The organism is Mesorhizobium sp. WSM4884 (genome assembly GCF_029625675.1).
Classification (GTDB): Bacteria; Pseudomonadota; Alphaproteobacteria; order Rhizobiales; family Rhizobiaceae; genus Mesorhizobium.
In genome coordinates, this window is the sequence record NZ_JARTVO010000004.1 from 183157 (window position 1) to 203682 (window position 20526).

Below are 20526 nucleotides of genomic sequence, written 5' to 3' on the forward strand. Positions count from 1 at the left end.
ATTCTCAGCTGCACCCGCTCGTCGAACCGCAGGTGTCGCATTTCTCGCAGGTGCCGTTCCGCACCATGGTGAAGTTGTGGCACTCGGAGCATTCGTTGCCGGTATAGCCTTGCAGCAGCGACTGCTGGCGCCTTGTCGCGGCGAGCTTCTTCGCCTCGGCCGCTTCGTTGGCGGCGGCATCGGTGAAGAGCGCCTCCGCGCCGCCGGCGGCCTCGGCTTCCTCTTCCACCATCTCCTCGGCCAGTTCCCTGGCGCGCTCCTCATAGTCGCGCTTGTAGGCCAGGGCCTCGTCGCTCGCCGGCTTCAGCGCCAGCACGTTGGAGCCAGCGAAGGCGGTCGGCGCCGCGCGGGCAGGGGTGGTCGTGGGAGCAGAGCCGCCAAAACCCTTGGGCTCGCTGCCGATGCCCGAGACCAGCTTCACCGGCGAGGCGCCGCGATAGAGGCCCTTGGAGAAGGGCGTCGCCTTGCCTTCGGTGATGCCGCGGCCGAGCGCGGTCTTGTCGAAGTCCGACTGGTCGACATGGGCGAGGTCGTGGCGGCCGAGATAAGAGACGGCAAGCTCACGGAACACGTAGTCGAGGATCGATGTCGCGTTCTTGATCGCGTCGTTGCCCTGCACCATGCCGGCCGGCTCGAACTTGGTGAAGGTGAAGGCCTCGACATATTCGTCGAGCGGCACGCCGTATTGCAGGCCGAGCGAGATGGCGATGGCGAAGTTGTTCATCATCGCGCGGAAGGCAGCACCTTCCTTGTGCATGTCGATGAAGATCTCGCCCAAGCGGCCGTCGTCGAATTCGCCGGTGCGCAGGTAGACCTTGTGACCGCCGACGACGGCCTTCTGCGTGTAGCCCTTGCGGCGGTTCGGCAGCTTCTCGCGGTCGCGGTACAGCCGCTCCACCACGCGCTCGACGATCTTTTCCGTCACCTGCACGGCGCGCTGGGCGGCGGGTGCGGCGATCAGCTGCTCGACCGCCTCGTCCTCATCCTCCTCGTCATCGGCGAGCAGCGAGGCGTTGAGCGGCTGCGACAGCTTCGAGCCGTCGCGATAGAGCGCGTTGGCCTTCAGCGCCAGCTTCCAGGACAGCATGTAGGCGTTCTTGGCATCCTCGACCGTCGCCTCGTTCGGCATGTTGATGGTCTTGGAGATGGCGCCCGAGATGAAAGGCTGCGCCGCGGCCATCATCAGGATGTGGCTCCGGATCGACAGCGAACGCTTGCCGATCTTGCCGCAGGGGCTGGCGCAGTCGAACACCGAAAGATGTTCGGCCTTCAGGAAGGGCGCGCCTTCCAGCGTCATGGCACCGCAGACATGGATGTTGGCGGCGTCGATGTCCTTCCTGGAGAAGCCGAGAGCCGGCAGCATCTCGAAGGAGACGTCTGAGAGCTGCTCGTCGGTGAAGCCGAGCGTCTCCTTCACCCAGTCGGCGCCCAGCGTCCACTGGTTGAACACGAACTTGATGTCGAAGGCCGATTTCAGCGCAGCGTTAAGCACCGCGATCTTCTCGTCGGTGAAGCCCTTGGCCTTCAGCGAGGACGGGTTGATGCCAGGCGCCTGGTTGAGGTTGCCGTGGCCGACCGCATAGGCCTCGATCTCGGCGATCTGGCTTTCGGAATAGCCGAGCGTCCTCAGCGCTTCCGGCACGGCGCGGTTGATGATCTTGAAGTAGCCGCCACCGGCGAGCTTCTTGAACTTCACCAGGGCGAAGTCGGGCTCGATGCCGGTGGTGTCGCAATCCATGACCAGGCCGATCGTGCCGGTCGGCGCGATCACGGTCGCCTGCGCGTTGCGGTAGCCATGCTCCTCGCCGAGCTCGATGGCGCGATCCCAGGCGGCGCGGGCATGCTCGGCCAGCGCCTGCTGCTTCAGGTCGGCGGCGACCAGCGGCACCGGGTTGACCGCAAGCTTCTCGTAGCCGTCCTTGTCGCCATAGGCGGCGCGGCGGTGGTTGCGCATGACGCGCAGCATGTTCTGCGCGTTGCGGTCATAGTCCGGGAAGGCGCCAAGTTCGGAGGCCATCTCGGCCGAGGTCGAATAGGCGACGCCGGTCATGATCGCGGTGAGCGCGGCGCAGATGGCGCGGCCCTCGTCGGAGTCATAGGGAATGCCCGAAGTCATCAGCAGGCCGCCGATATTGGCGTAGCCGAGGCCGAGCGTGCGGTAGTCGTAGGAGAGCTTGGCGATCTCCTTCGACGGGAACTGCGCCATCATCACCGAGATTTCGAGCACGACGGTCCACAGGCGAACGGTGTGCTCGTAGGCCGCGATGTCGATCGTGCCGTCTTCCTTGCGGTAGGGCAGAAGATTGATCGAGGCGAGATTGCAGGCCGTGTCGTCGAGGAACATGTATTCCGAGCACGGATTGGAGGCCCGGATCGCACCGGCCGAAGCGCAGGTGTGCCAGTCGTTCATCGTCGTGTTGAAGTGCAGGCCGGGGTCGGCCGACGCCCAGGCGGCGTAGCCGATCTTTTCCCACAGATCCTTCGCCTTCAGCGTCTTCAGCACCTTGCCGTCCTTGCGGGCGGTGAGCTGCCAGTCGCCATCGGCCTCGACGGCGCGCAGGAAATTATCCTTCAGCGACACCGAATTGTTGGAGTTCTGGCCGGAAACGGTGAGGTAGGCGTCCGAATCCCAGTCGGTGTCGTAGGTCTTGAACGACATCGAGGTATAGCCCTGGCGGGCGAACTGGATGACGCGGTAGATGTAGTTCTCCGGCACGGCATCCTTCTTGGCCGCCTTGATCTCGCGCTTCAGCGCCGTGTTCAGCGCCGGGTCGAAGCAGTCGTCGCCATTGCCTTCGCAATTGACGCAGGCCTTCATGATCGCTTCGAGATGCTTCTTGACGATCTTGGAGCCGGTGACCAGCGAGGCGACCTTCTGCTCTTCATTGACCTTCCAGTCGATGAATTCCTCGATGTCGGGATGGTCGGCGTCGACGATCACCATCTTGGCAGCGCGGCGCGTCGTGCCGCCCGACTTGATGGCGCCGGCGGCGCGGTCGCCGATCTTGAGGAAGCTCATCAGGCCGGACGAGCGGCCGCCGCCGGAAAGCTTCTCGCCTTCGCCGCGCAACATGGAGAAATTCGAGCCGGTGCCGGAGCCGTATTTGAACAGGCGCGCCTCACGCACCCACAGGTCCATGATGCCGCCCTCGTTGACGAGGTCGTCCTGCACGCTTTGGATGAAGCAGGCATGAGGCTGCGGATGCTCGTAGGCGGACTTCGACTTGGTCAGCTTGCCGGTGAAGGGATCGACATAGAAGTGGCCCTGGCTCGGGCCGTCGATGCCGTAGGCCCAGTGCAGGCCGGTGTTGAACCATTGCGGCGAGTTCGGCGCGACGCGCTGGGTGGCGAGCATATAGGCAAGCTCGTCGCGGAAGGCTCGCGCATCTTCCTCCGACTTGAAGTATCCGCCTTTCCAGCCCCAATAGGTCCAGGTGCCGGACAGCCGGTCGAAGACCTGGCGGGCGTCGGTTTCCGAGCCATAGCGCTCGGCTTCGGGGAGCTTGGCAAGCTCGGCCTCGTCGGCAACCGAGCGCCACAGGAAGGAGGGGACGTCATTCTCCTCGACCTTCTTCAGGCGCGCCGGCACGCCGGCCTTGCGGAAATACTTCTGCGCCAGGATGTCGGCCGCGACCTGGCTGAACTGCGCCGGCACATCGATGTTGTCGAGGCGGAACACCACCGAGCCGTCGGGATTCTTGATCTCCGACAGAGCCTTGCGGAATTCGATCTCCGCATAGGCAGCCCTTTCTTGACCTGCTTGGTCTGGCTTGGTGAAGCGACGCTCGATGCGCATTGGTCCGATCCCTTTTGTCTACATATAGCGCTTTTCCCCAGGGATTTCTGCCCCACAGAGCGAAAAGCGCAGTCCGCCGTTTGCCGGCGTTGCGAGCAGCGCCGACACTCTCCTCGTCGCAGGTGCCGGCATGCAGAGGACAAACACGTCTTCCCAGGCATTTGCCCAGGCTGCAGACCGACCCGCGGGCCCCTAAACTGAAACTTTGGTCGATTCCCTCGCTCGAGGGAGGTTCACACTATCTAGGGTCGAGCCTGCCTGCAAACACTAAATATAGTGTTAACAGATCATTTTTTCCAGGCCGACAATTCTCCCTTTCGCCACCCAAGCCCCAACATTCCCAACGCTTCCGCCAGCCTCGTGAACGGGCGGAAATGTGGGCAAAACGCACAAAATCCGGGAAAAAAGACCGGCCTCTGAACTCTCCGGTCACGCCCGCAAACAGGAGCGCATGGCCTATAAAAAGCGACTCGTTCTGACCCGTCAAGGATTCGTTTTTGTAGCTTTTGTGACCCCAATATCTTGTGTGTCGCATATGTGGATAACGGGGACAGAAACCGGCGCAGCGAGACTCGCTCCGGACCCGTTCAAAGCCGGCTACTTGCCCGCGATCGTCGCATAGGCGCGCTCCCGCAACGAGTCGAACGCGCCAGCGCGTTTCTATCCACCCAAGGTTCGCCGGCGCCTCGGCGCGATCCATTTCGCCTGCGGAAAGACCTTGACGGCCGGATACCGCAATGCACTTATTAGTCCGTAACTAAGATATAAATTCCATAAATATGGAATAATGGAAGGGAACCAAGATGAAGCGCTTCGTGAAAATCGCTGCTTCGCTCGCCGCGCTTGTGCTCTCGGCAACGGGCACTGGCTGGGCCGAGCCCGCCAAAGGCGGCGTTATCGATGTGGCCACGATCGGCGAGCCGCCGACACTCGACCCAATGGCGTCCACGGCCGATCTCGTCGGCATCGTCACCCAGCACATTTATGAGACGCTTTACACCTTCGACAAGGATTGGGGCATCACCCCGCTTCTCGCTGCCGACATGCCGCAGATTTCGCCCGACGGCCTCGTCTACACGATCAAGCTGAGGACAGGCGTGAAGTTCCACGACGGCAGCGACATGAATTCCACCGACGTCGTCGCGTCGCTGCAGCGCTGGATGAAGATCGCCACCCGCGGCAAGCAGGCTGCCGAGGTGATCGCCTCGGTCGACAAGGTCGACGACGACACGGTCAAAATCACGCTCAAGAAACCCTTCGCCCCGTTGTTGGCGCTGCTGTCGCTGAACAACGCCGCCGCCATCATCATTCCGTCCGAGAATGCGGGGCAGGATCCGCTGACCAGCTTTGTCGGGACCGGGCCCTATATGCTGAAGGACCGCAAGCCCGACCAGTTCATCCAGCTTGCCCGCTTCGAGGGCTACAAATCGCGCGACGGCGAGCCGAACGGCTATGGCGGCGCCAGAAAGCAGTATCTCGACGAGATCCGCTTCGTGCCGGTTCCCGATGCAAACACCCGCGTGGAAGGAGCGGTCGCCGGCCAGTTCGCCTATGTCGATTCGCTTCCGGTCGAATCCTTCGACAAGATTTCCGGCGGCAAGACCGCGCCTGTCATCCTGAAACCGTTCGGTTGGCCGGTTTTCGTCCTCAACACCAAGCAGGGACTGAACAGCGACATCCGCATCCGCAAGGCGATCCAGGCAGCACTTGCGCCCAACGACATGCTGCTCGCGGCTTTCGGTTCCAAGGATTTTTTCGCCGCCGACGGAGCGCTCTATCCTGAAGGCTATGCCTGGCGTACCGACGCCGGCACCGAAGCCTACAAGCCCGACGGCGATACGGAAGCCGCCGCTGCCCTGCTCAAGGAAGCCGGCTATGACGGCAAGCCGCTGCGCATCCTCACCAGCCGCCAGTACGAATTCCATTACAAGATGGCGCAGGTCGCCGCGGAATATCTCAAGGCCGCCGGCTTCCAGGTCCAGCTCGACGTCGTCGAGTGGGCGACGCTGACCAAGAACCGCACCGATCCGGCACTCTGGGACATCTACATCACCCACAGCCCCTTCCTGCCCGAGCCGTCGCTGACCGGCATCATGTCGGACTCTTCGCCCGGATGGTGGGTTTCCGACCGCAAGCACAAGGTGCTCGACGCCTTCAATGCCGAGCCCGATCCGACCAAGCGCGTCGCGCTGTTCGCGGATGTCCAAAAGGCGGTCCTCGACGAGGTCCCGGCGGTCAAGATCGGCGACTTCAACGCTTTGGCCGCCCAGGCGCCGACGCTCAAGGGCGTGACGCCCGCGCCATGGCCTTATTTCTGGAACGCCTATCTGGAAGACAAATGAGTTCCTCCCGCCTGCCCCGCGCGCAACCGGGGCAGGCAAAATGGGCGCCGGCCAGTCAAGGCCGGCGCCCGAGAACGCTTCGATGAACCACCGAAGAGAACGCCAATGCTGCGCTCGATCCTCAACAGGCTTCTCGGCATGATCGTCGTAATGGCGCTGGTCGTCACTATCGTGTTCGTCATCGTGCGCGTGACGCCGGGCGATCCGGCCGCAGTAATGCTCGGGCCGGAAGCGTCCGCGGCCGACATCGCCGCGCTGCGCTCCAGGCTCGGGCTCGACGGCTCGATCCCGGAGCAGTTCGGGCGTTACGTCCTTGGCGTCGTCCAAGGCGATTTCGGCCAGTCGATCTTCCTCAACGAGCCGGTGACGACGGCGCTCGCCCAGCGCGCGGAGCCGACCTTCTTCCTCACCGTCTTCTCGCTGCTCATCGCAACGCTGATCGCCTTGCCGGTCGGCATCCTGGCCGCCTACAAGCGCGGCTCGATCTTCGACCAGGCGACCACCACCGTCGCCATGTTCGCGGCGAGCGTGCCGAGCTTCTGGCTGGGCCTGTTGTTCATCCAGTTCTTCGCCGTCAGGCTCGGCTGGTTCGACACCTCCGGTTATGGCGGCCCGGGCGCTTCGTTCGCCGTCAGGCTCAATCACCTGGTGCTGCCGGCGCTGGCGCTCGGTCTCGTTAGCTCGGCGCTGATCACCCGCTTCACCCGCGCCTCGATGCTCGACGTGCTCAACGACGATTATGTGCGCACGGCGCGCTCGAAAGGCATGAGCGAATGGCGCGTGGTGCTTAAGCACGCCTTCAAGAACGCACTGATCCCGGTCATCACCGTCATCGGGCTCACCGCCGCGCTGCTCATCTCCGGAGCGGTGGTGACGGAAACGGTGTTCGGCCTGCCGGGCGTCGGCAGCCTTGTCGTGTCGGCGGTGCTCAGGCGCGACTATCCCGTTATCCAGGGCGCGCTGCTGGTCATTGCCGGCCTCTACGTGCTGGTCAATTTCGTCATCGACATGCTCTATCTCGTCGTCGACCCGAGGGTCCGCTACTGATGGCCGCGATCTCCGTCCCGCTCCATTCCGAACCCAACATCCTGTCGCGACTGATCGGCCGGCCGACATCGGCCATCGGCCTGATCGTGCTGGCGATCATCGTTGCTGCCGCCATCTTGGCGCCCGTCATCGCGCCCTATGCGCCGTCGAAACTCTCGATCGCCAGCCGGCTGCATGCGCCGAGCTTCGATCACCTGTTCGGCACGGACGATCTCGGCCGCGACGTGTTCACCCGCATGCTCTATGCCGCGCGCACCTCGCTCGGCGTCGGCTTCGCGGTGGTCATCCTCTCTTCGATCATCGGCACGTTTTTGGGGCTGACCGCGGGCTATTTCAAACGGCTCGACACGCCGATATCGCGGCTGATCGATGCCATGATGGCCTTCCCGGACATCCTGCTCGCGATTGCGCTGGTCGCGGCGCTCGGCGCGACCGCGACCAACGTCGTGGTGGCGCTCGGCATCGTCTATGCTCCGAGGATCGCCCGCGTCGTGCGGGCCTCGACACTGGTTATCCGCGAGCTCCCCTATGTGGAGGCGGCGCGGGCGCTGGGCGTGCCGACGCCGATCATCCTGATCCGCCACGTCCTGCGCAACGTCACCTCGCCGCTCCTGGTGCAGGGCACCTTCATCTTCGCCAATGCCATCCTGGCGGAGGCCGGCCTGTCTTTCCTCGGCGTCGGCATTTCGCCCGACATTCCGACCTGGGGCACGATGATCGCCACCGGCCGCCAATACATGGACCAGGCCGGTTGGGTGATGATGTTTCCCGGCGGCGCGATCGTCGTGACGGTGCTGTCGCTGCAGCTTCTCGGCGACGGGCTGCGCGACCTTCTCGATCCACGTCTCGCCAAGGATATCTGATGTTTGCCAATCGCTTCCCCAAGGCCGACCGGCCGCTGCTGATCAAAGGCGCCAAACCCGTGGGGTTCGGTGGCGGCTTCGAGAAGCCGATCGACGTGATGATCGACCAGCAGGGCCGCATCGCCGAGACCTCATCGGCGATTGCCGCCGGCGATGACGTCAGGGTTGTCGATGCCAAGGGCGCTTTCCTGTCGCCGGGCTGGACCGACCTGCATGTCCATGTCTGGTATGGCGGCACCGACATTTCGCTGCGTCCCGAACAATGCGGCGCCGCGCGCGGCGTCACCACGATGGTCGACGCCGGCTCCGCCGGCGAGGCTAATTTCCACGGCTTTCGCGAGTTCATCATCGAGCCCGCGAAGGAGAACGTCTACGCCTTCCTGAACATCGGCTCGATCGGCCTTGTCGCCTGCAACCGCGTCAGCGAGCTGATCGACATGCGCTCCATCGATTTCGACCGGACGATCGCCACTGTCGAGGCCAATCGCGACGTCATCATCGGGCTGAAAGTCCGCGCCAGCCACGTCATTACCGGCGCCTGGGACCTGACGCCGGTGCGGCTGGCCAAGAAGCTCAGCCGCATCCTGAAGCTGCCGATCATGGTGCATGTCGGCGAACCGCCGCCGCTCTATGACGATGTGCTCGGCCTCCTGAGCGAGGGCGACATCGTCACCCATTGCTTCAACGGCAAGGCCGGCGGCTCGATCATCGAGGATGACGACCTCTACCGACTTGCCGAGCAGGCGGCGGCGCGCGGCATCGTGCTCGACGTCGGCCATGGCGGCGCCTCTTTCTCCTTCGACGTCGCCAGGGCCGCGCTCGAGCGTGGCCTGCCGCCGGCGACGATCTCGACCGATCTTCACAACCGTTCGCTCGACGGCTCGGTCTGGGACATGGCCACGACCATGTCGAAGCTGCTGTCGCTCGGCATGAAGTTCGAGGACGTGGTGGCGGCGTCGACGACGGCTCCGAGGCGCGCCATCCGTTTGCCGATCGAAGGACTGCTGGAGAAAGGCAAGCCGGCGGAATTCACGCTGTTCGACGTTGTCGACGCCGATCTCGCGGCGCGCGACTCACAGGGCGCTTTGAGCACGCTGCGCAGGCTGTTCGAACCGCGCCACGCCATCCTAGGCGCAGAGGCTGTTGCCGCGCATCGCCATGTGCCGGCAGGCGAGGGTGGTTCCCATGGCTGCCCCCATTGCGGGTGGAAATCATGACCGAGCCTTTAGCCAGCGACGTCATCCTTTCGGTTCGCGATCTCAAGACCTGGTTCGTGACGCGCCGGGTGACGGCGAAGGCGGTCGATGGCGTGACCTTCGATCTGAAGCGCGGCAGGACGCTCGCCGTGGTGGGCGAATCCGGCTCCGGCAAATCCGTCACCAGCCTCTCGATCATGGGGCTTTTGTCGCGGCCGGGCCGCATTGCCGGCGGCAGCATCCTGTTTCGCGACCGGCAGGAGCGCGTCCACGATCTCGCCGGCTTCAGCCAGCAGCAGTTCCGCAAGCTGCGCGGCAGCGAGATCGCGATGATCTTCCAGGAGCCGATGACCAGCCTGAACCCGCTGTTCACCGTCGGCGACCAGATCGGCGAGATGATTGCGCTGCACAAGCCGGTCGACCGCAGGGAGGCGCGCAACCGTGCGCTTGCCATGCTGAGACACGTTGAAATCCCCGATGCGGAGTCACGACTGGACGACTATCCGCACCAGATGTCCGGCGGCATGCGTCAGCGGGTGATGATCGCCATGGCATTATCGTGCAACCCGTCGCTCTTGATCGCCGACGAGCCGACCACGGCGCTCGACGTCACCATCCAGGCGCAGATCCTCGATCTGTTGCGCCGGCTGCAGGTCGAGATGGGCATGTCGATCCTCTTCATCACCCACAATCTCGGCGTCGTGGCCGAGATCGCCCATGACGTCGTCGTCATGTATGGCGGCCGCGTCGTCGAGCAGGCGCCGGTCAACGATCTCTTCGCGCATCAGCGCCATCCCTACACCAGGGGTCTGCTCGCCTGCACGCCGAACGCTGCGCGCGACATCGATGCGGCCGGGGAGCGCCGCGCCCTGCATTCGATCCCGGGCAGCGTGCCGCCGATCACCAACCTGCCGCCCGGTTGCGCCTTCGAGCCGCGTTGCGATTTCGCCATCGCGCCTTGCCGGACCGCTCCGCCGCCGCTCGTGCCGGCCGGCCCGCATGGCGCATCCCGCTGCATCCGGAGCGCCGAGCTATGAGCGCATCCGTTGCATCAGCAGAGGCGCGTCCGCTGCTCAGCGTGCAAGGCCTGACCAAGCATTTTCCGGCTAGAGGCGGCCGCATCGTTCACGCGGTCGAGGATGTCAGTTTCGACATAGAGCGCGGCTCGACCGTCGGCCTCGTCGGCGAGTCCGGATCCGGCAAGACCACGGCCGGCCGCGCGCTTTTGCGATTGGTCGAGCCGACCGGCGGCAAGGCGCTGTTCGACGGCGTCGATCTGTTTTCGCTGTCGCAGCGCGAGATGCGCGGCTACCGGCAGAAGCTGCAGATCGTCTTCCAGGATCCGTTTTCCAGCCTCAATCCGCGAATGCGGATTGGCGGCATCATCGGCGAGGCGCTCGACGCGGCCGGCTACCCGCGCGGCAGGCGGCGCGCCGAACGTGTGGGCGAATTGCTGGCGCTGGTCGGCCTGTCGCCGGAGCATGCGGGCCGCTATCCGCACGAGTTCTCCGGCGGCCAGCGCCAGCGTATCGGCATTGCGCGCGCGCTCGCCGTCGAGCCGCAATTCATCGTCGCCGACGAGCCGGTCTCGGCGCTCGATGTTTCCGTGCAGGCACAGGTGCTCAACCTGTTCGGCGATCTGCAAAAGAAGCTCGGGCTCACGCTTCTGTTCATCGCGCACGACCTGTCGGTGGTCGAATATCTCTGCGACGAGGTGGTGGTCATGTATCTCGGCCGCGTGATGGAGCGTGGGCCGAGCCGGCTCGTCTATGCCGCGCCGCGCCACCCCTACACCAGGGCGCTGCTGGCAACGGCGCCGGTGCCCGATCCGTCGCGGCGTCGCACGCATATGCCTTTGCACGGCGATATCCCGAGCCCGATCGCGCCGCCGTCCGGCTGCGTCTTTCGCACCCGCTGTCCCGAAGCCATCGCCGCCTGCGCGCAAGCCGTTCCGCCGGTCGAACATGTCGGCGGCGGACACCACGTGGCTTGCATCCGCCACAATGAAAGGCTGCCTGATCCGAAACGGGTTGACCGCCGCCAGGGTGCTGCCCTTTAGATCGTCGCGATCAAACATTTGAGACCACATGACCGCTAACGTGAGAGACCAAGACCTGAGCCGAACCGAAGTCGCCGTCGAACCGCGCCGTTCACGCACCAGCGGCATCGACCGCGTGCTGCAGATCTTGGACTGCCTGCAACGGCGGGGACGCCCGGCGACCGCCTATGAGATCGCGCGTGATATCGGCGCGCCGCTGTCGACCGTCTATGTCATCGTCGATGACATGGTCGAAAAGGAGCTTCTCGATCGCAAGGATGGCGGCCTTTTATGGCTCGGGCCGAGGCTTTATCAGTATGGGCTGACTTATGCCCGCACGCTCGACCTGCTCAATGTGGCGACGCAGGAAATGCACGAGCTCGCCCAGAGTTCGAAGGAAACCATCCAGATATGCGGTCGCGACGGCGACTATATGGTCGTCCTCGCCATGGAGGAGGGCAAGGACCATTTCCAGGTGACGTCGCGTGTGGGTACGCGCACACCACTCAACTGGACGGCATCCGGCCGGTTGCTCGTCGGCCACCTGCCGGAGGCGGAGCGTCTCGCCATTTTTGCCCGCTCGGCGACCGCTTCCCCGACGGCACGCGCTGAAACGGACAAGCATGTGCTCGCTCGCGCCTCGGCGGCCGCGCTGGCCGACGGGCTTGCGATCCAGGCCGGCGAGTCGGATTTTTCGGTCGCCTGCATCGCGGCTCCGATCCGCGATAATCTCGGAGCTTGCCGGGCGACGATTTCAATCGTCGTGCCGGATGTGAAGCTCCGGCAAAAGGATCCCGATTTGACGTCGCTGGTCCGGCAAAGCGCCAGGCGTATCGAGGAGCGGCTGGGCTGGCGCCACGGAACTCCGTAACTTCAGGACCCGGGACACCCGGCCGGCAGGCTTTTCATTCTGGCTGGCTTGCACTATCTCTTGCGCTTGCGCGGGGGCGCGTCTTGTCAAGCCTAAAAGCATCCGTTACGCCCCGCTCATGACAGTTACCGTTCGTTTCGCCCCATCGCCGACCGGCCGTATCCATATCGGCAATGCGCGCACCGCGCTGTTCAACTGGCTGTTCGCCATGAACAACAAGGGCCGCTACATTCAGCGCTTCGACGATACCGACGTCGGCCGTTCGAAGCAGGAATTCGCCGATTCCATCCTATACGACCTGCATTGGCTGGGCATTTTCCCGGACGTCACCGAATACCAGTCGCGGCGCGTCGATATCTATGACGCGGCGGTGGAGCGGCTGAAGGCGGCGCGCGTGCTCTATGCCTGCTACGAGACACCCGAAGAGCTCGACCTGCGCCGCAAGGTGCGGCGCACGCGCGGCCTGCCGCCGGTCTATGGCCGCGAAGCGCTGACGCTGACACCGGAGCAGGTGGCCGAATACGTGTCCGACGGGCGCCGGCCGCACTGGCGTTTCCTGTTGCCGAACTTCACCAGCGACCCGCTGCAGCCGGAGCGGACCGAGGTGCGCTGGAACGATCTGGTGCGCGGCGAGGAGACCGTCGATCTCGCTTCGCTGTCGGACCCGGTGCTGGTGCGCGAGGACGGCACCTATCTCTACACGCTGCCTTCGGTTGTCGACGACATCGAGATGGGCGTCACCCATGTGATCCGCGGCGACGACCACGTCACCAATACCGGCGTGCAGATCGCTCTTTTCCAGGCGCTTGGCGCCGAGCCGCCGATCTTCGGGCACCACAATCTCTTGACCACGGTTTCGGGCGAAGGGCTGTCCAAGCGCACCGGCGCGCTTTCGATCGAGAGCCTGCGCCAGGACGGTATCGAGCCGATGGCCGTCGCCTCGCTCGCCGTGCTTGTCGGCACTTCCGAGAACGTTACGGCTGCGCACGATCTCAACGAGCTCGCCGCGCATTTCGACCCGGCAGCGACGTCCAAGTCCGCCGCCAAGTTCGACCCGGACGAGCTCTTCGTGCTCAACCGGACGCTGATGCATCAGATGCCATTCGAGGAGGCGCGAGACCGGCTGATCGTGCTCGGCATCTCCGGCGACAAGGCGGAGTCCTTCTGGCTGGCGGTGCGTGGCAACATCGACCGTCTGTCCGACGCGGTCGCCTGGTGGCGAATCTTGAGCGACGGCCCGCAAGAGCCGGCGGAGTTTTCCGGCGAGGACCGCGATTTCCTTCACCAGGCGTTCGACCTTCTGCCGGAAGAGCCGTGGAACGGCACCGTCTGGAAGGACTGGACCGGCAAGATCAAGGAAGCCACAGGCCGCAAGGGCAAGCCGCTGTTCATGCCGCTGCGGCTCGCGCTTACTGGGCGGACTTCCGGGCCGGAGCTTGCAGATCTATTGCCGCTGATGGGTCGGGAAGGAACGCTGGCCCGACGACCCTGACCTTGCGCTGATCCGGCGGCAATGCCGACACCGGCGACACCGGCGCCTGGGTGACCAGCCGCTTGATCGCCGCGCGGTCGAGCCCGCCTTCGGCATTGGCGAGCGTTTCCGGGTCGGCGCCAGAATCGGGCTTGGAAGCCGGCGTCCGGATGAGCGGCGTCGCTTCACCGTCAGGTTGCGGCCGTTCCGGATTGGGCGGATTGCCGGCGATGATCGAGAAGTTGCCGGCTTGCGCGTTACAGCCGCAGGCCGGCGGCCGTGGGAAACTGGCGTTCTTGTAAAGAAAGGCGGTCGGCAGCTCGCTGTAGGGACGGCCGGTCGCCGACGAGATCATCGCGCCGGCGTCATCGTCCATGTCGCGGGTGTAGAAGACCTGCATCTCGGTGCCCGGGCAGCTCGATTCGCAATTCTTCTGGTCGCGCTCGAAATCCGCAACAGAGGCGGCGTTCGACATCGGGAAGAAATAGCCGTCGCAAGTGCGCACGCAAACGGTATGAAATTCGCCGTCGAGGCGCGGCAGATCCATGCCGTCCGGCTGGCCGATGACGCGGCGAATGTTGCGCACGCTCGGATCGTCGGATGGCACCTCCGGTGCATCGGGCACGTCGAGAGGCTCGGTTTCCTGACCGCGACCGAAAAGCTGTTCGAAGAGATTGCCGGCGCCATTGTCGCGGCCGGCCTCTTGAATGGGCGCACGGCGTGGAGCGATCTCGTCGTCGCGGCAGCCACTGGCGTCGAGCGCCGCGAGGATGCGGCTGCGGTCACGCCGCGTGCCGCCACCGGCCAGCCGCTCGCGTTTCGCCTGCAAGGTGTCGAGATTGGCGTTCATGCGCTGGATCGAGACGTTTATCGCCGCGCATTGGCTGACATTGCGCGAAAACAGCGTGAAGCCGCAATTGGCATCGCTTGCGCGGCTACGCGCTTTCGAAAGCTGTTCGCGCTGGCGCGCGATCGCGTCGTCATACTTGCGGATCAGCCCCTGGCCGCCGCCTCCGCCGCGCGTGGCGGCGAGTTCGGCTTCGAGCTGGCGGCACGAACGGGAAGCCGCCTGCGGCTCGGTGACGGCGACAGCTGACGCCCCCAAGGCTGCAAGCAGCGCCGCGAGGTGCGTCAGCTTCAACCCCTTCATCCGCCTGGAATCCCGATTGCCTGTGGCCGGAAGGCTACCGCGTTCGTGGTTAACTGTTTCCTAGTATGGCCATACCGATGCCAGCAAGAGCATGACGATTCCAACAAACGCAACGTTCCAAACGAGCGAGCGAAGCAAGGGGACGCCGAGTGCATAGAGCGGAAGATAGACCAGCCTGGCCGAAAAATAGAGTCCGGCTCCCCACTTGCTGAGCGCGGTCTCGTGGCCAGCGGCGTGGACGAGAAAAACCGCCGCCACGAACACCGGAAATGTCTCGACGAAGTTTCGCAGGGCCCTTTCCAAGCGCCCCGCCATTCCCGTGAGCGGCGGGACTTCGGCGTCTCGGGCGCTCGCCGTCCAGCGGTAACCCCGCTGCAAGCTCGCCGAATGCGAGGCGAGAACTATGTGGATGAAACAGAGTACGCAACTTGCGGCGAGCATGGCTAGTTCGAAGCTCATTCAACCCTCGCACCTGCCCATTCGTCTTTCGCGCTTAAATATCGGAACGCGACAGTGTGGCCGCGATGGCCACCACCAACTTACAATGAAGCACCATCGGCGTTTTCGGCCAGAGCGGTCCTCAACCCAGATTGGCGATCGCCTGCGCCTTGTGCGCAGCCTCGACCACCGCCAGTGCCGTCATGTTGACGACGCCGCGCGACGTCACGGACGGCGTCAGGATATGCGCGGGCTTGTCGGTGCCGAGCAGGATCGGTCCGACATGCAGCGCATCCATCATGGCGCCCAGCGCCGTCAGCGTGATGTTCGCCGAATCGAGGTTCGGGAATACCAGCAGGTTGGCTTCGCCCTTCAGTCGCGAATGCGGATAGACGCGCTGGCGCAGATGTTCCGACAGCGCGGTATCGGCATGCATCTCGCCGTCGCATTGCAGGTCGGGCGCAATGCGCGCCAGGATCGCCGCGGCTTGCCGCATCTTGAATGCGCTCGGCGCGTCGCGCGAACCGAAATCCGAAAACGAGAGCAGGGCGGCCTTGGGTTCCAGGCCGAAACGGCTGATCTCCTCGGCTGCCAGGACGGTCATCTCGGCGATCTCCTCGGCCGTCGGGTCGATGGAGACATAGGTGTCGGTGAGGAAAATGATGCCGCGCTGCGAAATCAGCATGGAGAGCGTCGACAGGTCGCGGTCCTTGACGCCGGCGCGAGGCCCGATGATCAGCGTGACATTGCGCAGATGCCGCTCGAAGCGGCCTTCTAGCCCGCAGATCATCGCATCCGCATCGCCACGCTTCAGCGCGAGCGCCGCGATCACCGTATTATTGGTGCGCACCATGGTGCGGGCGGCTTCCGTCGTGATCCCGCGGCGGCCGGCGAGCTCGATCAGGAGATCGACATAATGCCGGTAGCGCGGGTCGTCTTCCGGGTTGATCAGACCGAAATCGACGCCCGGCCGAATACGCAGGCCGTAACGCTTCAGCCGGACCTCGACGACATGCGGGCGGCCGATCAGGATCGGCTCGGCGATGCCCTCCTCCAGCACCACCTGTGCCGCGCGCAGCACGCGCTCGTCCTCGCCATCGGCGTAGATCACACGCTTGGCGCTCGAGGTCTTGGCCGACGAGAACACCGGCTTCATCACCAGGCCGGAGCGGAAGACGAAGCGGTTGAGCTTGTCGATGTAGGCCGAGAAGTCGGCGATCGGCCGCGTCGCCACGTCGGTCTCGCAAGCGGCTTTCGCCACCGCCGGCGCGATGCGCAGGATGAGGCGCGGGTCGAAGGGCGAGGGAATCAGGAAATCCGGGCCGAACACCGGCGTCTCGCCGGAATAGGCACGCGCCGCGACGTCCGAGGGTTCTTCACGAGCAAGAGCCGCGATCGCCCGCACGGCGGCCATCTTCATCTCCTCGTTGATGGCGCTGGCGCCGCAGTCCAGCGCGCCGCGGAAGATGTAAGGAAAGCAGAGCACGTTGTTGACTTGATTGGGAAAATCGGAACGTCCGGTGCAGATCATGGCGTCCGGGCGGGCGGCGCGCGCCACTTCCGGCATGATCTCCGGCGTCGGGTTGGCGAGCGCCAGGATCAGCGGCTTCGGTGCCATATGCTGCAGCAGTTCGGGCTTGAGCACGCCGGCGGCGGAGAGGCCGAGGAATACATCGGCGCCGGGGATGACATCGGCCAGCGTACGCGCCTCCGTATCCTTCACATAAGGGTCTTTCCAGCGATCCATCTCCTCGGCGCGCCCCTTGTAGGCGACGCCGAAACGGTCGGTGACCCAGATGTTATCCACCTTGGCGCCCAGCGAGACCAAGAGGTTGAGGCACGCGAGTGCCGCGGCGCCTGCGCCGGAAGTGACGATCTTGATGTCGGAGATCGTCTTGCCGGCGAATTCCAGCCCGTTGAGCACCGCCGCGGCGACGATGATCGCCGTGCCATGCTGGTCGTCATGGAAAACCGGAATGCCCATGCGCGCCTTCAGCCGTTCCTCGACCTCGAAGCATTCGGGCGCCTTGATGTCCTCGAGGTTGATGCCGCCGAAAGTGGGCTCGAGCGCCGCGACCGTCTCGACCATGCGCTCGATTTCCGGCGCGTCGATCTCGATGTCGAAGACGTCGATGCCGGCGAACTTCTTGAACAGGACAGCCTTGCCTTCCATAACCGGCTTGGAGGCGAGCGGGCCGATATTGCCGAGGCCGAGCACCGCCGAGCCGTTGGAGACGACGCCGACGAGGTTGGCGCGCGCCGTGTAGTCGGCGGCGGTCGCCGGATCGTCGCGGATTTCGAGGCAAGGGGCGGCCACGCCCGGCGAATAGGCGAGCGCGAGATCCCGCTGGTTGCCGAGCGGCTTGGTGGCCTGGATTTCGAGCTTTCCCGGGGTGGGGTGCTTGTGGAAGAAGAGCGCGGCCTCGTCGAGGTCCGACCGGGCCGTTTTCTTGCTCTCGCCGTCCATCGCGGCCCCTCCCTGCTTGCTTGCTTTCGAGCCTTGTAGCATGCGGCGACGATTCTTCGCGACGCCAAATCACGATATTGGCGTTCGCATTGCCGAAGGCGAAATAATCAAGCTATTTCAGCTTCTTGACGTATTACTCTCCAGCTTTCGATAGCCGGAGGCCGGCCCGGTCAGAAGGCGCTGACATACAGGCCGCCATCCACCGGAATGTTCTGGCCGGTGAGGTAGCCGGCGTGGACCGAGCACAGGAAGGCGCAGATCTGGCCGAACTCCTCCGGGGTGCCGAGGCGCTTAGCCGGCACATCGGCGCTGATCCGGGCCTTGCGCGCGGCGGCCGCCGCCGGATCTTCCGGCGTGCCTGCCTCATGCGGGCCGCGCAGTCGGTCGGTGTCGAGCTTGCCGGGCAACAGGCTGTTGATGGTGACGTTGCGGTCGATCACCGTGCGCGCCACGCCGGCGAGGAACGAGGTCAGGCCGGCACGGGCGCCTGATGACAGGTCCAGCCCGGGGATCGGTACATAGACCGACAGAGAGGTGATGTTGACGATGCGGCCGAAGCCACGCTTGGCCATGCCGTCGATCACCGCCTGGATCAATTCGATCGGCGTCACCATGTTCTGCGTCACGCCTTCGAGGATTTTTGCGCGGTCGAGCTCGCGAAAATCACGCAGAGGGGGACCACCGTTGTTGTTGACCAGGATGTCAGGGTCGGGGCAGGCGGCAAGCAACGCTTTCTGCACCTCTGGTTTCGAGACGTCGCCGGCGATTTCGATCACCTTGACGCCGAAGCTGTCGCGGATGTCTTGCGCGGTCTTCGCCAAAAGCTCGGGGTTGCGGCCGTTGACGACGAGGTCGACGCCGGCTTCGGCGAGCGCAATCGCGCAGCCACGCCCCAGTCCCTTGCTCGAGGCGCAGACGATGGCCTTCTTGCCGCGAATGCCGAGATCCATGGTGTTTTCTCCTTTTTTAAGGGCGGCAAGCTAGCGCCTGGGCTGGACCAACCGCAACCGTCATACGGTTGTTGCATGAATCGAGGCATAGGCACGCGAAAGCAAAGGGTGAAATCGCAATGTCCGGTCCAGAGCCCCGCACTTTCCGCACTATGTTCATTTCCGACGTGCATCTCGGCTCGAAGGCGGCCAAGGCCGATTTCCTGATCGACTTCCTGCGCTATCATGATGCCGATACGATCTATCTCGTCGGCGATATCGTCGACGGCTGGCGCCTGCGGCGCAGCTGGCATTGGCCGCAAAGCCACAACGACGTCGTGCAGAAATTGCTGCGCAAGGCGCGCAAGGGTGCCTCGATCACCTATATCGCCGGCAATCACGACGAGTTCGCCCGCCAGTTCCAGGGCGTGCATTTCGGCGGCATCGTCGTTGCCGATCGCGCCATCCACGAGACCGCCGACGGCAGGCGGCTGCTCGTCATCCATGGCGACCAGTTCGACACTGTGGTGCACAACCAGCGCTGGCTCGCTTATCTCGGCGACTACGCCTATGACGCCGCGATGCTGGTCAACCGGGTGGTGACGAAGCTGCGCCATCTGCTCGGCCTGCCTTACTGGTCGTTCTCGTCCTGGGCCAAGGTCAAGGTCAAGAAGGCGGTGAACTTCATCGGTTCGTTCCAGACGGTGCTCTCCGAGGAAGCGCGGCGCTCGCATGTCGACGGTGTCATCTGCGGCCACATCCATCACGCGGCGATCGAAAACTATGGCGATGTGCAGTACATCAACACCGGCGACTGGGTGGAGAGCTGCACGGCGGTGGTCGAACATTTCGACGGCCGCATGGAAATACTGACCTGGGCGCATGTGCTGCCCGAAGTTCCGGCCGGCAAGGACACGCTGATGCCCGTCGATATCGTCAGTCTCAAGGGCAGGGCGGTCAAGGCCGCCTGAGCGCTTCCCGTCTTCTCGCCTCAAGCGGCAACCGCGCTGCGGTCGCGACCATACTGGCGCGGCGAGGCGCCCATCACGCGCTTGAAAGCCGTGCTGAAGGCGCTTTCGGATTCGTAGCCGAGCGACAGCGCGATGACCGAGGTGTGCTCGCTGGAATTGGCGAGCCTTTCGCCGGCAAGCAGCATCCGCCAGCGGGTCAGATATTCCATCGCCGACGTTCCGACCATCTCCTTGAATTTGAGCGCGAAATTCGAACGCGACATGCCGGCGCGCTCGGCCAGTTCCTGCAGCGTCCAGCGATGCGCCGGGTCCTCGTGCATGGCGCCGATCGCTGCGCCCATCTGCTTGTCGGCGAGCGCAAAGAGCCATCCGATGCCGCCGTTCGGCCCTTCCGCCATATGCAGGCGCAGCGCCTGGACCAGCATCATGTGGGAGAGGTGCTGCGCCACCAGGAAGCCGCCCGGCTGGCCTTCGCTGAGCTCCTGCATCATCCGCTCCACCGACCAGCGAAGCGCCGCCTTGTCCTCGTCCCTGCGGATATGGATTATCGGCGGCATCATCTTCAGCAGGATGTCGGCGTGACGGCCGCTCAGCACGAAGCGGCTGCCGACCAGGAAGACGTCGCCGCCGCCATTGTAGGTAACGACGCCGCCGGCGCGGGCCGGCGGAAAGATAGTGTGCGCGCCGACGGGTTTCACCTCGACGCCGCTTGCCAGACGGAATGGCCGGCCGCCAGGCAGCAGGAAGCAATCGCCGGCGGTGAGGTGCACCGGCTCCGGCACGCCTTCCACGACCAGCCAGCACTGGCCCGAGACGACCGCGTAGCATTTGATGCCGACGTTGCGGGGGAACTCGATAGCCCAGTCTCCGCCGGCATCGAAGCCGGCCGAGACATTGCTCTGCGGTTTCAACAGCGACAGCACATCCGATAGCGGGTCCATGCGCGC

15 protein-coding genes are annotated in these 20526 nt (G+C 64.4%); 9 read left to right on the top strand and 6 right to left on the bottom strand.

The window, feature by feature from the left end; all coding sequences use genetic code 11:
* Window positions 1-4 precede the first annotated feature (4 nt).
* Window positions 5-3796 (bottom strand): vitamin B12-dependent ribonucleotide reductase, encoded by a 3792-nt coding sequence (locus P9236_RS08305; RefSeq protein ID WP_278074118.1) that lies wholly within the window; start codon window positions 3794-3796, stop codon window positions 5-7.
* A gap of 803 nt (window positions 3797-4599) precedes the next feature.
* Here P9236_RS08305 and P9236_RS08310 point away from each other — a divergent pair.
* The 8 genes from P9236_RS08310 (at window position 4600) to gltX (ending at window position 13645) form a co-directional block, all read left to right on the top strand.
* Entirely contained in the window at window positions 4600-6138 is a 1539-nt protein-coding gene (locus tag P9236_RS08310) for an ABC transporter substrate-binding protein (RefSeq protein WP_278074119.1), read from the top strand.
* 105 nt (window positions 6139-6243) lie between these two features.
* A complete protein-coding gene (locus P9236_RS08315) occupies window positions 6244-7185 on the top strand; it encodes an ABC transporter permease (protein WP_278074120.1) in 942 nt (313 codons plus the stop codon).
* Entirely contained in the window at window positions 7185-8048 is an 864-nt protein-coding gene (locus P9236_RS08320; protein WP_278074121.1) for an ABC transporter permease, read from the top strand. Before P9236_RS08315 ends, P9236_RS08320 begins: the two co-directional genes overlap by 1 nt.
* Window positions 8048-9265 carry an amidohydrolase/deacetylase family metallohydrolase gene (locus P9236_RS08325; protein ID WP_278074122.1) on the top strand — a complete coding sequence of 406 codons (1218 nt, stop codon included), beginning with the start codon at window positions 8048-8050 and terminating at the stop codon, window positions 9263-9265. The genes P9236_RS08320 and P9236_RS08325 overlap by 1 nt, the downstream gene beginning before the upstream one ends.
* A complete protein-coding gene (locus P9236_RS08330) occupies window positions 9262-10281 on the top strand; it encodes an ABC transporter ATP-binding protein (protein ID WP_278074123.1) in 1020 nt (339 codons plus the stop codon). Before P9236_RS08325 ends, P9236_RS08330 begins: the two co-directional genes overlap by 4 nt.
* Window positions 10278-11303 carry an ABC transporter ATP-binding protein gene (locus P9236_RS08335; RefSeq protein ID WP_278074124.1) on the top strand — a complete coding sequence of 342 codons (1026 nt, stop codon included), beginning with the start codon at window positions 10278-10280 and terminating at the stop codon, window positions 11301-11303. Before P9236_RS08330 ends, P9236_RS08335 begins: the two co-directional genes overlap by 4 nt.
* A 28-nt stretch (window positions 11304-11331) precedes the next feature.
* Window positions 11332-12153: an IclR family transcriptional regulator gene (locus P9236_RS08340; protein WP_278074125.1), complete on the top strand. Its 822-nt coding sequence runs from the start codon at window positions 11332-11334 to the stop codon at window positions 12151-12153.
* 118 nt (window positions 12154-12271) lie between these two features.
* Window positions 12272-13645 (top strand): glutamate--tRNA ligase, encoded by a 1374-nt coding sequence (gltX, locus tag P9236_RS08345; protein WP_278074126.1) that lies wholly within the window; start codon window positions 12272-12274, stop codon window positions 13643-13645.
* Here the strand turns inward: gltX and P9236_RS08350 are convergent.
* The 4 genes from P9236_RS08350 to P9236_RS08365 form a co-directional block, all read right to left on the bottom strand.
* Window positions 13563-14774: a DUF2865 domain-containing protein gene (locus P9236_RS08350; RefSeq protein WP_278074127.1), complete on the bottom strand. Its 1212-nt coding sequence runs from the start codon at window positions 14772-14774 to the stop codon at window positions 13563-13565. The genes gltX and P9236_RS08350 overlap by 83 nt on opposite strands.
* Before the next feature lie 60 nt (window positions 14775-14834).
* Window positions 14835-15233, bottom strand: a complete 399-nt coding sequence (locus P9236_RS08355; protein WP_278074128.1) for an MAPEG family protein — start codon at window positions 15231-15233, stop codon at window positions 14835-14837.
* A gap of 121 nt (window positions 15234-15354) precedes the next feature.
* Window positions 15355-17679, bottom strand: a complete 2325-nt coding sequence (locus P9236_RS08360; protein ID WP_278074129.1) for an NADP-dependent malic enzyme — start codon at window positions 17677-17679, stop codon at window positions 15355-15357.
* Window positions 17680-17849: 170 nt separating this feature from the next.
* Window positions 17850-18629, bottom strand: a complete 780-nt coding sequence (locus P9236_RS08365) for an SDR family oxidoreductase (RefSeq protein ID WP_278074130.1) — start codon at window positions 18627-18629, stop codon at window positions 17850-17852.
* 119 nt (window positions 18630-18748) lie between these two features.
* Here P9236_RS08365 and P9236_RS08370 point away from each other — a divergent pair, with 119 nt between their 5' ends.
* The gene (locus P9236_RS08370; RefSeq protein ID WP_278074131.1) at window positions 18749-19579 is read left to right on the top strand and encodes a UDP-2,3-diacylglucosamine diphosphatase; all 831 of its coding nucleotides are present in this window, start codon (window positions 18749-18751) and stop codon (window positions 19577-19579) included.
* Between the two features lie 20 nt (window positions 19580-19599).
* Here the strand turns inward: P9236_RS08370 and P9236_RS08375 are convergent, their stop codons facing one another.
* Entirely contained in the window at window positions 19600-20520 is a 921-nt protein-coding gene (locus tag P9236_RS08375; protein ID WP_278074132.1) for an AraC family transcriptional regulator, read from the bottom strand.
* Between the last annotated feature and the right edge of the window lie 6 nt (window positions 20521-20526).

Coding starts and splice junctions, on each gene's coding strand:
- P9236_RS08305 (WP_278074118.1), bottom strand. CDS start 3,796: ATGCGCATCGAGCGTCGCTTCACCAAGCCAGACCAAGCAGGTCAAGAA.
- P9236_RS08310 (WP_278074119.1), top strand. CDS start 4,600: ATGAAGCGCTTCGTGAAAATCGCTGCTTCGCTCGCCGCGCTTGTGCTC.
- P9236_RS08315 (WP_278074120.1), top strand. CDS start 6,244: ATGCTGCGCTCGATCCTCAACAGGCTTCTCGGCATGATCGTCGTAATG.
- P9236_RS08320 (WP_278074121.1), top strand. CDS start 7,185: ATGGCCGCGATCTCCGTCCCGCTCCATTCCGAACCCAACATCCTGTCG.
- P9236_RS08325 (WP_278074122.1), top strand. CDS start 8,048: ATGTTTGCCAATCGCTTCCCCAAGGCCGACCGGCCGCTGCTGATCAAA.
- P9236_RS08330 (WP_278074123.1), top strand. CDS start 9,262: ATGACCGAGCCTTTAGCCAGCGACGTCATCCTTTCGGTTCGCGATCTC.
- P9236_RS08335 (WP_278074124.1), top strand. CDS start 10,278: ATGAGCGCATCCGTTGCATCAGCAGAGGCGCGTCCGCTGCTCAGCGTG.
- P9236_RS08340 (WP_278074125.1), top strand. CDS start 11,332: ATGACCGCTAACGTGAGAGACCAAGACCTGAGCCGAACCGAAGTCGCC.
- gltX (WP_278074126.1), top strand. CDS start 12,272: ATGACAGTTACCGTTCGTTTCGCCCCATCGCCGACCGGCCGTATCCAT.
- P9236_RS08350 (WP_278074127.1), bottom strand. CDS start 14,774: ATGAAGGGGTTGAAGCTGACGCACCTCGCGGCGCTGCTTGCAGCCTTG.
- P9236_RS08355 (WP_278074128.1), bottom strand. CDS start 15,233: ATGAGCTTCGAACTAGCCATGCTCGCCGCAAGTTGCGTACTCTGTTTC.
- P9236_RS08360 (WP_278074129.1), bottom strand. CDS start 17,679: ATGGACGGCGAGAGCAAGAAAACGGCCCGGTCGGACCTCGACGAGGCC.
- P9236_RS08365 (WP_278074130.1), bottom strand. CDS start 18,629: ATGGATCTCGGCATTCGCGGCAAGAAGGCCATCGTCTGCGCCTCGAGC.
- P9236_RS08370 (WP_278074131.1), top strand. CDS start 18,749: ATGTCCGGTCCAGAGCCCCGCACTTTCCGCACTATGTTCATTTCCGAC.
- P9236_RS08375 (WP_278074132.1), bottom strand. CDS start 20,520: ATGGACCCGCTATCGGATGTGCTGTCGCTGTTGAAACCGCAGAGCAAT.